At 63.8% G+C, this 13,027-nt stretch carries 8 protein-coding genes; 3 read left to right on the plus strand and 5 right to left on the minus strand.

What is annotated here, in order from left to right; translation table 11 throughout:
* Position 1 precedes the first annotated feature (1 nt).
* Together IIB36_00240 and IIB36_00245 are read right to left on the minus strand one after the other, a co-directional pair.
* Positions 2-1,597 carry a phosphoenolpyruvate carboxykinase gene (locus IIB36_00240; protein ID MCH7530171.1) on the minus strand — a complete coding sequence of 532 codons (1,596 nt, stop codon included), beginning with the start codon at positions 1,595-1,597 and terminating at the stop codon, positions 2-4.
* 38 nt (positions 1,598-1,635) lie between these two features.
* Positions 1,636-3,903 carry an NADP-dependent malic enzyme gene (locus IIB36_00245; GenBank protein MCH7530172.1) on the minus strand — a complete coding sequence of 756 codons (2,268 nt, stop codon included), beginning with the start codon at positions 3,901-3,903 and terminating at the stop codon, positions 1,636-1,638.
* Between the two features lie 240 nt (positions 3,904-4,143).
* Here IIB36_00245 and IIB36_00250 point away from each other — a divergent pair, with 240 nt between their 5' ends.
* The 3 genes from IIB36_00250 (at position 4,144) to IIB36_00260 (ending at position 9,139) form a co-directional block, all read left to right on the plus strand.
* Positions 4,144-5,847 (plus strand): hypothetical protein, encoded by a 1,704-nt coding sequence (locus IIB36_00250; GenBank protein ID MCH7530173.1) that lies wholly within the window; start codon positions 4,144-4,146, stop codon positions 5,845-5,847.
* 278 nt (positions 5,848-6,125) lie between these two features.
* Entirely contained in the window at positions 6,126-6,986 is an 861-nt protein-coding gene (locus tag IIB36_00255; GenBank protein ID MCH7530174.1) for an RNA polymerase sigma factor RpoD/SigA, read from the plus strand.
* A 125-nt stretch (positions 6,987-7,111) separates the two neighbouring features.
* The gene (locus IIB36_00260; protein MCH7530175.1) at positions 7,112-9,139 is read left to right on the plus strand and encodes a hypothetical protein; all 2,028 of its coding nucleotides are present in this window, start codon (positions 7,112-7,114) and stop codon (positions 9,137-9,139) included.
* Positions 9,140-9,219: 80 nt separating this feature from the next.
* On the opposite strand, the gene IIB36_00265 is transcribed toward IIB36_00260, so the two are convergent.
* From IIB36_00265 to IIB36_00275, 3 genes are all read right to left on the minus strand, one after another.
* Positions 9,220-9,585, minus strand: a complete 366-nt coding sequence (locus IIB36_00265) for a single-stranded DNA-binding protein (protein MCH7530176.1) — start codon at positions 9,583-9,585, stop codon at positions 9,220-9,222.
* 246 nt (positions 9,586-9,831) lie between these two features.
* Positions 9,832-12,612, minus strand: coding sequence for a DNA polymerase I (gene polA / locus IIB36_00270; protein MCH7530177.1), 2,781 nt, complete (start codon positions 12,610-12,612; stop codon positions 9,832-9,834).
* 84 nt (positions 12,613-12,696) lie between these two features.
* Complete coding sequence (locus tag IIB36_00275; protein ID MCH7530178.1) at positions 12,697-12,894, minus strand: cold shock domain-containing protein; 198 nt, start codon at positions 12,892-12,894, stop codon at positions 12,697-12,699.
* Between the last annotated feature and the right edge of the window lie 133 nt (positions 12,895-13,027).

A 13,027-nucleotide genomic window follows, 5' to 3' on the forward strand; every position in this document is an offset into this window, starting at 1 on the left:
ACTACCGCGGCCCTGCCGCCTTCACCTCATCGGATACGTCGTCCGCGAACCGCTCGAAGTTGGCCCTGAACATCGCCGCCAACTTAGCAGCGGAAGCGTCGTACGCCGCACCGTCTGTCCAGGTGTCGCGCGGACGTAGCACCTCGGCTGGCACACCTGGAACGGAGATCGGCACGTCGACACCGAAGACCGGATCCGGTGCGAACTCTGCACCCTCGAGATCACCCGCGAGCGCGGCGTTCACCATGGCACGGGTATGGGAAAGCTTCATGCGGCTCCCCACGCCGTGACCACCACCTGACCAGCCGGTGTTCACGAGCCACACCTTGGCACTGTGCTCACGCAGTCTCTCACCCAGCATCTCGGCGTACACGCTCGGGTGGCGGGGCAGGAACGGAGCCCCAAAGCACGCGCTGAAGGTCGCTTGTGGCTCGGTCACGCCGCGCTCGGTGCCCGCGACCTTCGCCGTGTATCCGGAAAGGAAGTGGTACATCGCCTGCTCGGGCGTCAGCCGCGAGATCGGAGGCAGGACTCCGAACGCATCGGCGGTCAAGAAGATCACGTTGCTCGGGTGTCCGCCACGGCTGGGCAGTACAGCGTTCGGGATGTAGTGGATCGGGTACGACGCCCGCGTGTTTTCGGTGATCGAGCCGTCGTCGAAGTCGATCTCTCGCGTGTCTTCGTCGAGCACGACGTTCTCGAGAATCGTCCCAAACATCTGAGTCGCGCGGTAGATCTCCGGCTCACCTTCAGGGGACAAACGGATCGTCTTCGCGTAGCAGCCGCCCTCGAAGTTGAAGACGCCGTCGTCGCTCCACCCGTGCTCGTCGTCACCGATCAAGCCGCGAGAAGGGTCGGCGGACAGCGTCGTCTTTCCGGTGCCTGACAGGCCGAAGAAGAGCGCGACGTCACCGCCCGAACCGACGTTGGCCGAGCAGTGCATGGGAAGGACACCAGCCTCAGGTAGCATGTGGTTGAGCACGGAAAAGATCGACTTCTTGATCTCGCCGGCGTACCGCGAGCCGGCTACGAGAACCTCATGGGCCGCGAAGTTCACCACGATCGCGGTCTCGGAGTTCGAACCGTGCCGCGCCGGGTCAGCCTTGAAGTGCGGTGCGTGCAGGACGGTGAACTGCGGCTCGAAGCCTTCGCGCTCCTCCGGAGACAGGCGGAGGAACATGTTGTATACGAAGAGCGAGTGCCACGGGCTCTCGCTGATCACCCGAATATTCAGGCCGTTCGTCTCGTCCGAGCCGGCTCGCGCGTCGCGCACGAAGAGGTCCGAGTCGTTCAGGTGCTCGACAATGTCGGCACGCAGCGCATCGAAGTGCTCGGGCGTCATCGGCACATTGACCTTGCCCCAGTCGACGACGTTTTCGGTCACCTCGTCCCGGACGACGAAGCGGTCGTTGGGCGAGCGGCCCGTGTGCGGCGCTGTACCTACCGAAAGAGCACCCATGTGAACGAGTCGTCCGTCGCCGCGGGCGAACGACGCCTCGTAGAGGAGGGTCGGGGACAGATTCCAATGGACCGCCTTTTTCGGGTCCAAGCCGTGCTGTTGCAAACTGTTTACTCCCTCGCGGAATGCTGCTCCAATACGAACACCCCGGACGACGCTCGTCCGGGGCAGGCGAGCTAAATCTGATTCTTTCTGGCCTGCCAGTCCACAGATGCGACCGTAGCCAGATTCACCACGGACTGGACCGAACAGCCGCGCTGGAGGATGTGCACGGGCTTGGCCATTCCGAGCAGTACTGGACCGATGACGTCAGCCCCCCCCAGACGGTCGAGCAGTTTATAGGCTGCGTTGGCCGCCGAGAGTCGAGGGAAGATGAGTACGTTGGCCGGGCCCTTGAGGCGCGTGAACGGATAGGTGTCCCGGAGCTTGATCGCGTCGACGGCGGTGTCCGCCTGCATCTCCCCATCGATCTCGAGGTCGGGGTCGGACGCTCGAACCAGATCGACGGCGTCCGACACGCGCTTCGACTCCTCGTGCGGAGCGGATCCGAAGTTGGAGAAACTCACCATAGCGACCCGCGGCCGGATGCCCAGCTCACGCACGAAGGAAGCTGTCTGAAGGGCGATATCCCTCAACGTCTCCGCGTCCGGGTCGATATTCACGGTCGTGTCTGCGAAGAAGAGCAGCTCACGGTTCGGGAACGCGAGCATGTAGAGACCCGCCGCCCTCTTCGCGTCTTCGGCGGGGCCGACGACCTGAAGTGCGGGCCGCAAAATCTCGCCATAGTTCGCTTCGATGCCAGCCACCATAGCGTCGACTTCGCCAACCTCGACCATGCTGGCCGCAAAAAAGATTGGCTTGAAGAGATTCCACTCCGCTTCGGCGAGCGTCAGGCCCTTACGGGCGCGGCGCCTGAAGAGCGTCTCGGCGAACTCGATCCTCTTCTCTTCGAGGTCGGCGGCGTAGACGATCTCCACGCCATCCAGGCTCACGCCCAGCATCTCGGCCTTCTCCGAAAGACGTGGTGGTCTCCCGAGCAGCACCGGCCGACAAACGCCGTCCTCGACCAGCGCCGCCGCAGCCCGGATAACCGTGTCGTTGTGACCCTCGGGGAACACGACCCGGGCTGGCTTTCGGCGGGCGCGGGTCGTCATCCAGCGCATGACCTCGCGGCCCGGGCCCAGTGAGGCCCGGAGCCGATCTCGGTACTCGTCGAGATCGACCTCGATGCGCGAAAGCCCACTCTTCATGGCGGCTTCGGCAACCGCGGGCGCGACGTGGAAGAGAACCCGGTGATCGAACGGCGTGGGGATCAGATAGTCGCGCCCGAAGCTGAGCTCCGAGCCGTCGTACGCGCCGCGCACAGTGTCGGGAACTTCCTCGCGCGCCAACGCGGCCAGGGCCTTGGTCGCGGCCAGCATCATCTCCTCGTTGATGCCCCTCGCGCGGACGTCCAGCGCACCCCGGAAGATGAACGGGAAGCCGAGCACGTTGTTGACCTGATTCGGATAGTCCGAGCGCCCGGTCGCCATAATCGCGTCGTCGCGCACCTCGGCCACCTCTTCGGGAAGGATCTCAGGATCCGGATTCGCGAGCGCGAAGATGATAGGGTCCTTCGCCATGGACAAGACCATCTCGGGCGTCATGATCCCCTTCACCGAGAGCCCGATGAAGACGTCCGCCCCTATCAGCGCCTCCTCGAGCGTGCGCGTCTCCGTGTGGATCGCGAAGGGTTCCTTGTACTCGTTCATCCCCGCTTCGCGACCCTCGTAGATCACGCCCTTGGAGTCCGTGATCAGGATGTTTTCCCGGGATACGCCCAGGCGCCGGAAGTGGCTGGCCGTGGAGAGGGCAGAGGCCCCGGCACCGCTGAACACGACCCGCACGCCATCGATCTTCTTGCCGGTGACCTCGAGCGCGTTGATGAGCGCCGCCCCGGCAATGATCGCGGTGCCATGCTGGTCGTCGTGGAAGACCGGGATGCCCATGGTCTCTTTGAGCGTGCGCTCGATGACGAAGCACTCCGGAGCCTTGATGTCTTCGAGGTTGATGCCACCCACTGTGGGCTCCAACAGCTCGCAGAAGCGGATGATTTCTTGGGGGTCTTCGGAGTCGACCTCGATGTCGAAGACGTCGATGCCGGCGAAGCGCTTGAAGAGGACTCCTTTGCCCTCCATTACCGGCTTGGCTGCGAGCGGCCCAATGTTGCCCAGGCCGAGCACGGCAGTGCCGTTGGAGACGACCGCAACCAAATTGCCCCGCGCCGTGTACTTGAAGACGTCGTCGGGATTCGCTTCGATCTCGCGACATGGCTCTGCGACGCCCGGCGAATACGCGAGCGAAAGGTCCCGCGCGGTCGCCACGGATTTCGTCGCCACGACCTCGATCTTCCCCGGACGCCCTTGCATGTGATAGTCGAGGGCCTCCTTGCGCCGATTCGGCATGCTTACCTTTACTCCTACTCCCGAATGTGGGGCCGGTGCTCCAATGAAGCGTAGAAGAGCCCGCGAAACCATGCAAACGACCGATGATCCCGGGAGCACCCAATCCCCACGAGCCCTGAGCCCGGCAACCGCACCGCCACACCCGCCCTGCGGGTCTTCATTCTTGGGGTGCTGGGCTGCACGGCGATCACAGCGTCGGTCCCGCAAGACGTGCTATCCCAGGTCACCGATTCCCCAACGGTGTGCGAAACCGGCCGGATCTCCAACATCTTCGTCGACAACCGCTCCATCTTCCAGCTCGACGACTTCCCCGGCTGGGCGCGCGGGTTCTTTGGGCTGGCGAACTCGCTTCACATCACGACGCGCGACAGCTTCATTTTGCGCGAAATCCTGTTCGCCGAAGGGGATTGCCTCGATCCGCTGCTGCTCGAGGAGTCGGCCCGAATTCTGAGGTCGTATCCGTTCATCTCGACGGCAGACGTCTTCCCGGTCGCTCAGCTCGACGGCACCTATCACGTGGTGATCGACACCCAGGACGAGTGGACGCTCCAGTTCGACCTGGGCGTATCGTTCGATCAGGGATTGCAGCTCGACCGCATGGATCTGACCGAGGAGAACCTTCTGGGACGCGGCGTGCTGGCTCAGCTCTTCCTGCGCAGGCGCCGCGAGCAGCGCGACGCAGGACTCCGGCTCCGCCAGCCTCGTCTCCTTGGCACTCGCACCGACGCGCACTTCGGCTGGGGGAGGACCCGTGTTGGCAATTTTCTGGAGCAGGAAGTCACTTATCCCTTCGTCGGTGAGGTCGGGCGCTTCGCCGTGCGACAGATCTACAACCGTCGGGACCGTGTCTTCAGGTACTCCGCAGCGAACGATCCGAAGATCACACACGCGTTGCTCCCCTACCGGGAGGAGTGGGCCGAACTCTCCGGCGCGGCCCGCTTGGGGCGGCCCGGAAACCTGACCCTATTCGGCGTCGGATTCACCCGTGAACGCCTCGTCTTCCGGGGGTTTCCAGACGATGTCGAGGTCGCGATCGACAGCGACTTCGGTAACACGGTCCCTGCGTCCGCCGCAGTCCACGACGTGGTCGCGACGCAGACAGGCGTCCGCACCGCGACCCGCGTGAATCTCATGGTCGGGCAGAGGAACCTCCGCTTCACCCGAGTACGGGGCCTGGATGCTCTCGACGGTGAGCTGGACGTCCAGCTCGGCACGGATGTCGGGCTTACGGTGGGCCGGAGTGTCGGTGCGCTCTCCCTGGAAGGCGTCCCTTCCCCCGCTGACCTCCTGGGCAGGGTGCGCATCTTCGCGGGGCACGACCCGGGTAGCTCGTACGTCTTCGCCCGCTTCGCCGCGGAGGGTCGTCGCCTGAGAACTGAGGACCACGGCTGGCGCGACGTGATCGGGGAGTTCGATCTGTACAGCTACGTGCGGTCCGAGAGGATTCCGGGGCAGACGTTCTTCCTCCGCGCCTCAGCCAGCGGAGGCTGGTCCGTGGAGAGTCCGTTCCAGTTGACTCTCGGTGGGAGGGAGTCCGTGCGGGGCTTCCACGAAGAGGAGGCGCCCGGTGCCCGCCGGATACTCTTCACGTTCGAGGACCGGATCTTCCTCAAGTGGCCAGCGCCGGACCTGCTCGATTTCGGATTTACGCTATTTGCAGACGCCGGGCGTGTCTGGGCGGGAGACGTCCCGTACGGGGCCGACTCGGGATGGAAAGGCGCGCTCGGCTTCGGGCTCCGAATCGGCGTGCCGGCCCGCACGAGAGGAGTGGGACGCATCGAGCTTGCGTTCCCGCTCGGTGGCACGAACACCCAAGGTCCTGTGTTCCGCATCACACTGTTCGAGCTACTGGGTATCGGTCCCGGCTTCTCGGACCGCCAACTCGAGCGTACTAGGCTGAGCCGCATCGGCCCGGACTTTTTCGTTACCGAGCGGGGGAGGTAGGGCCGGTGCTCTCCGATCTCCCCCCGGAGATCTTGGTTCGCGCTGGACGGCCCGAGTGCCGACAGCCTGCGGGTAGAGTTCATCTTCGTATGCGCGGCCGCAGCCCCGAAGAAAAACCTTTACCGCGGAAACAGGCTTTTATACCTTCTTCTTCACTCTGAAGCTTTGGGATCAGCGATCCCGACCCCTCCGTAACCCAAGCAGGACGCGGGTTGTTGGGGTCGGGATCGTAGAGTCAGGTCCTCATCGACCCTCAGACGAGGAACGGATAAAAACGGATGTTTTCTTCCTCCCGTGGCTTGGATTCGTTCGATCAGTACCTGCAGGACGTCGAGAAGTACCCCCTCATTCAGGACCCCCACGAAGAGCGAGAGCTTGCGCGTAGGGCGCGTGTCGGCGACAAAGAAGCCGCCGAGCGTCTGGTCACGGCCAACCTCCGCTTTGTCATCTCCTATGTGAAGAAATACCAGGGGAGGGGCCTTGGCCTGGCCGAGCTCGTGTGCATCGGCAACGAGGGTCTTCTCAAGGCGGTGAAGAAGTTCGATCCCGACAAGGGCGTGAAGTTCATTTCCTACGCCGTTTGGTGGATCCGCCAAACCGTCCTTCAGGCGCTGGCAGAGCAGACGCGATCCGTACGCATTCCGCTCAATCAGAACTCGAATCTGGCGAAGCTCGCACGCACGAATACGCAGCTGACCCAGTCGCTTGGCCGGACTCCCACCGATCAGGAGATCGCGAAGGAGATGGAGGAGCCGGTCGACACCATCCGCGCGCTCCGACGCGTGGCAGCTTCCGAGCTGAGCCTCGACGCCCCCATCGACCGCAGCGACCGTGACAGCGCCAGCTTCGGCGAGCGCTTTTCCGGGACCGAGGCGTCCGACATCGAAGAGGACGTCGAAGCGATCGCTCGTCGCGACTTCCTTGAGACGATGTTCGAGCAATACTTGACCGAGCGGGAGCGGAAGATCCTCTATCTCTACTACGGCCTCGACGACGGTGAAGAGAGGACACTGGAAGAGATCGGATCCTTGCTCGGCGTCACGCGCGAGCGGATCCGCCAGATCCGCAACCGTGCCTTCGAGAAGCTGCGCGAGAGCCCGCACGGGGAGTCGCTCTCGGGCTTTTGGACGCCCAACTGAGACCAGGCTGGCAAGACGATCCACGAAAGGGCCCTGTCCTCCGGGACGGGGCCCGTCGCGTTGGGAACCGGCCTCGGCGAGCGAGCGTACCAAACGTGCACGTCCTCCCCTGACCGGGAAGGTCCTTGAAGCAGCCATCCTCGCGACTCCTCTGGTACATCCCGGCCGTTCTTCTGGGATGGAACGGCGCCGCCGCCGCGCAACGCGCCGAGCTTTGGAACGATGCCAGAGTACTCGAGCTGATCGGTGAGGCGCGGGCCAAGAGGCATTCGGTGGCGGTCGACACCGCGTTTCGGTCCTACGTGGGTCAGGCGAGAGGGTACGTCTACTTTTTCATCGATCGCCCGGACTCCAACGAGCGTACGCTCCTGAAGGCGGACCAGATCGCGCTGGAGGTGTTCTGGCGGGCGCCCCACCAGACCGGCCAGCGGATCGTTGGACGCAGAGACGAGAGGATGCTACCAACGAACATCAGGTACCACCTCGATCACCTCACCGTGGTGCAGGACGACTTCGGCGACTTCATCCGTCTGGGGGACGGAGACGAGGTCGAGCAGGTTCTCCACCCGCTGGGTCCGGACGCCGAGAGCGTCTACGACTTCCTGTTGGCGGACTCTCTCTCGATCGGCTATGGGGACGGCGTCGAACAAACCCGCGTGTACGAAGTCCGCGTGCGCCCAAAGGAGTACAATCGACCCGGGCTCATCGGGTCGATATTTCTCGACCGCGGAACGTCATCGATTGTGCGCATGAACTTCACGTTCACACCCGCGTCCTATGTCGATCCGTACCTGGACTACATTCGGATCTCGCTCGACAACTCACTGTGGGAGGGCAAGTACTGGCTTCCCTATCGACAGGAAGCCGAGCTTCGCCGAGAGCTGCCCGAGCTCGACTTCATGGTGGGTAGCATCATCCGGGGCCGGTACGAGATCGGCCGCTACGAGTTCAACGCGGAGATCACGAATCCGGCGCTGCTCGGCCAGCGCGTGACGGCGCTACCCCAGGAGCAGTTGGAGGCATTCCCGTTCGAACGGGGCCTCTTCGACGACCTCGACGACCACGGCCTCGCGCCGTCACCGACAATGGAGGAGATCCGGGCACAGGCCAGACAGGCGTTTCAGGATCGCTACCTCAGTGGCCTCGGTCCGCTACGCTTGTATCTCGGATCGGCGTCCAGCGCGGCCCGCTATAACCGGGCAGAAGGGAGCTATCTTGGGGCCGGCGTGACCGCGCGCACTACCGGCGACGTGCGGCTGAGGGCATCCGCAGGCTACGCGATGGGACGCCGCAAAGCCTCGTTCGCGATGACGATGACGGGCGGGCCCGATCCAGTGGTACCGACGGTGGAGGTGTATTGGAATCGGATCCGCGACTTCGGACCGGCCAGGACGGCCTCCGGGTTCACGAACACACTCGCTGCCAGCGCCGGCATCAACGACTACCTGGATCCCTTCTTCTCGCGCGGAATGAGCCTCGCATTCAACTCCCGTGAGGCGGGGACGCCGAGCGTGGCTCTGCGGTGGGAGCGTCACGAATCTGCGGAGGACGTCGTGTCGGAGGTGCCGGGCACGGACCTCCGGCCGGTTCGCACTATCGATGAGGGCATCCTGGGCGCGGTGGAGGTCAAACTGCCCGTCGGGCTTCCCGCGAACGGAACCGGCACACTCGCTGCAACGGGAGCGCGTTTCGAAACTCACACGTTCGCCACGCTCCAGGGAAACGCGCGCTGGACGCTCCAAGACCGGGATGAGCGCTGGCACGCGGAGCTCCACGCTTCCGCCGGGCTGGTGACCAACGAGGCTCCCGTCCAGGCGCTCTTCCTGCTCGGTGGCCGGGAGACACTTCCTGGCTACCACTACCGGGACTTCGTCGGAGACCGCTTCTGGCTCGTGCGAGCAGAGGGCACGTTCCCGCTGCGATCACCGTGGGTGAGCCTGCGCATTTTCGGTGGAATGGGAGCCACCTACCTCGATGCACGCGTCGTGCCGACCGAATGGCAGGCCAGAGACTCGGACGGCCTCCGTGCCACCCTGGGCGCCGGACTCGCGTTGGGGTGGGACGTGCTTCGGTTCGACGTGGGCCGCGGTCTCCGCGACGGAAAGTGGGAGCTGATCTTCTCGATCGAGCCGCGGTTCCGCGGGTGGCTGTAGCCATGAAGAAGGGGGCCCGAGAGAAACACTCTCGAGCCCCTGTAGCGGGGCGCTGTACCACGCCAGGCCACGGAAACGGGCTACGCCGCCTCCTCTAGCTCCTCGTCCGATACGCCCACCTTCGACGACAGCATGACGACCGTGTGAACGATGATCTCTGCGGTCGGAATCGTCACGCCATCGCGCTCGTACGAGTCGTACTCGAGGCGGCCCTCGACGTAGATCCGATCGCCGACCCGGACGTAGTCCTCGGCGAACTGCGCTTGACGGTTCCACAGCGTCAGCCGGTGCCAATCGGTGCGCTCTTCCTGCTCTGCGTCCCCGGGCTTGCGGCGGTTCGTCGCCAGTGAGAAGTGGGCGACCTTCGTGCCGCTCTTGGTCTGCTGGATGTCCGGATCACGCCCCACGTTCCCGATGAGAGTGATCTTGTTCACGGACCGGCTCATGCGAATCCCTCCGCTGTTGGTTCGACCTGCTCGGAGCGATCCCCGAGCGTTCCCTGCGACCGAAGGATGGGGGCGGAATCGGGGCGGGCAGATGGTGGAACGGGACTATTTCAACCTCACTAGCCCGCGGGGGTCGTGGTGTGCGCTCCCCACGCAGCGACATTGGATCGCGGCGGGGAAACGGGAGGAAGGGAAAGCGATCCCTGAGCGAAGTGGGGAGCGCACATCGCGATCCCCCACGGCCTGCTAGCCTTTGCACTCGTACCAGTTGGCACCGATACCCCAGTCGGTCACGAGCGGCACGTTCAGTTCAACGGCGTCTTCCATGCGGGCGATCACGAGATCGCGGACGGCATCGACCTCGACTTCTGGCACCTCGAAAAGCAGCTCATCATGCACTTGCAGAAGCATCTCCGCTCCTGTGTCGGCTCCGTCCAACGCGGCCTGCACGTCTATCATGGCCTTCTTCATGAGGTCCGCGGCGGTGCCCTGGATCGGCGTATTCTGGGCCACGCGCTCACCGAACTGGCGTACGTTCCAGTTCTCGGCCCGCAGCTCGGGCACGTACCGCCTCCGCCCCATGAGCGTCTCCACATACCCCTGTTCCCTGGCCATCTCGACTTGGGCGTCGAGGAAGTCACGGACGCCGCTGAAGCGTTCGAAGTACGTGGCGATGAACTCCTTGGCCTCTTCACGCGTGATGCCGAGCTGTCGCGCGAGAGAGAACGGCCCCTGACCGTACAGCGTTGCGAAGTTCACGGTCTTGGCCTGTGCGCGCATGTGCGCGGTCACGTCGTCAATCGGTACTTCGAAGACGACCGACGCGGTCTGCCGGTGCACGTCGATGCCCTGGGTGAAGGCCGTGACGAAGGCCTCGTCTCCCGAGAAGTGCGCCATCACGCGCAACTCGATTTGTGAGTAGTCGACCGCGAGGAAAACCGTACCCGGTGCTGCGACGAAGCCCTTCCGGATCTCACGTCCCATAGCGGTGCGAATGGGGATGTTTTGGAGATTCGGGTCGCTCGACGACAGCCGTCCAGTAGCGGCTACGGTCTGGTTGAAGCTCGTGTGGATACGATGGGTTCGGCTGTTCACCAGTTGCGGCAGCGCGTCCACGTAGGTCGACCTCAGCTTCTCGAGCTCGCGGTACTCCATCATGAGTTTCGGGATCTCGTGACCCTGCTCTGCCAGCTCCTCCAGCACCGACGCATCCGTCGACGGGCCGGTCTTGGTCTTCTTGAGGACCGGCAGATCCAGCTTCTCGAACAACAGCTGCCGGAGTTGCTGCGTCGAGTTCAGATTGAAGTCGCCGCCCGCGACTTTGAATATCTCCTCTTGGATCAGATCGAGCTCGCGCTTCAGCCTCGACCGCATGGTGCGGAAGAAGTCTTCGTCGATGCCGATGCCCGCGAGCTCCATGCGCGTCAGGATCGGCAGCAGCGGCATTTCGAGATCGGCCATGAGGTCGGTGAGTCCCTGCTCGTCCAGTTGCTCGTCGAAGTGCTGGGCTAGCTGGAACGACAGATCCACCGTCTCGCACACGAAGTCCCGCGCGCGTTCGATGGGTGCTTCTGCGAACGGCACCCTCTTGCGGCCGCTACCTACGACGTCCGCGTACGAGACCGGCTTGTGGGAGAAAATCTCCACCGAGAGTGTCGCGAGCTCGTGGCCTCGCCGCCCCGGGTCGAGCACGTAGCTCGCGACCATCACATCGCATGTGATGCCGTCGAGCTTCACTCCAGCGCGCGAGAGCGTGAGCGCGGTACGCTTCAGGTCGTGGCCGACCTTCGCCACCTTCGGATCTTCCAGCAACGCCTTGAGCCCGGACATCTCGCTGGTCGCCAAGCTGGGCAGGTTTCGGACCTCCCCAGACCCCTCCCCTTCGAACGTCAGCTCGAACGGCAGGTGGTGAGCGAAGGGTAGATACCACGCCGTACCGCCTTCGAGGGAGAGTCCGACAGACACCAGCTCCCCACGAAGAGGGTCTTCCGTGGCCGGCTCCGCGGCGATCGCCACCCGCCCAGCGGCCCGGATCACATCGATGAGATTCTGGACTTCCGACAGCTCGTCCACCACCGAGTAGGTCACTTCGGCCCTTTCGAGCTCGGCCGTCGCGACACCGCTGACTTGCGCAAGCGCAGCGAACTGCTCGGCGAGCGATCTGAACTCGAGCTCCACGAAGATGTCGCGCAGCGCCTCGTTGTTGGGCTCCCCGACCTTGAGCGACTCGAGATCCAACTCGACGTCGAGGTCGGTCATGATCGTGACGAGCCGTTTCGAGAGCCGGACCGCCTCAGCATTTTCCCGAAGCGACTTGGACGCACGCGGCGGCTTCAGTCCCTCTGCATTCGCGATCAGCGCCTCGATATCCCCGTGCTGCTGCAGTAACGCCACCGCGGTCTTTGGACCCACTCCGCGCGCGCCGGGGATGTTGTCCGAGGAATCCCCGACCAACGCGAGATAGTCGACCACCTGCGAAGGTGGGATACCGAACTTCTCATCTGCATTCTCCTCGGTGACCCAGTCGGCCGCGACCCCGCTCGAGCCCCCTCTCCCCGGGTTCATCAGGTGGATGTCCGGCCCCACGAGCTGATAGAAGTCCTTGTCGCCGGATACGATCACGACCTCGAGTCCCGCATCCCTCGCGCGCATAGCAAGCGTCCCGATGACGTCGTCGGCCTCGTAGCCGTCGAGCTCGACGATCGGATCGTTGAACGCTTCCACGATGTCACGGATCCGGCCGAGGCTGGAGCGCAGGTCGTCGGGCATCTTCTCTCGTGTCGCCTTGTACTCCGGATATTCCTGCGCCCTGAACGAATCTCCCGCATCGAAAACGACGGCCAGGTAGTCCGGCTCGAAGTCCTCGCGGATGTCGAGCAGGAAACGCGTGAACCCGAAGGGCGCCGACGTGTTTTCACCGGCGGAGTTGGTAAGGGGCCGCTGAATGAACGCAAAATACGATCGGTAGATGAGCGCATACGCATCGATGAGAAAGATGCGAGGCTTGGTCTTGGGGGGGATCTTCAACAGCCTTCTGGGCCTCGAGTGCGTGTCAAAAAAAGCGCCCCCGGCTTTGGCCGAGGGCGCTTGGGACCTATTCGGAAGAGAGCGTCAGGCTCGAATCACGTTGGTCGCCTGCTTACCCCTCTCCGACTCGCGGACCTCGAATTCCACAGCGTCGCCTTCGTGAAGAGTCCGAAACCCGTCACCGACGATCTCTGAGAAGTGGACAAATACGTCGTCACCCTCCGTGTGTTGGATGAAGCCGTACCCCTTCGAGTCGTTGAACCATTTTACGGTCCCCTTCATGCTTCTACCTCCGACTGAGTATTATACCTCCGCGCTTCACGCGGTGATCCACGTTAGGACGCGATCCACGCGGCGGCAAGCGACCTGCGCGCGAGCGCTGAAGCGGAGATCGCACGTCGCGCGTCGCCGGCCG

Source organism: Gemmatimonadota bacterium, from assembly GCA_022560615.1.
Taxonomy (GTDB): Bacteria; Gemmatimonadota; Gemmatimonadetes; order Longimicrobiales; family Gaopeijiaceae; genus UBA1138.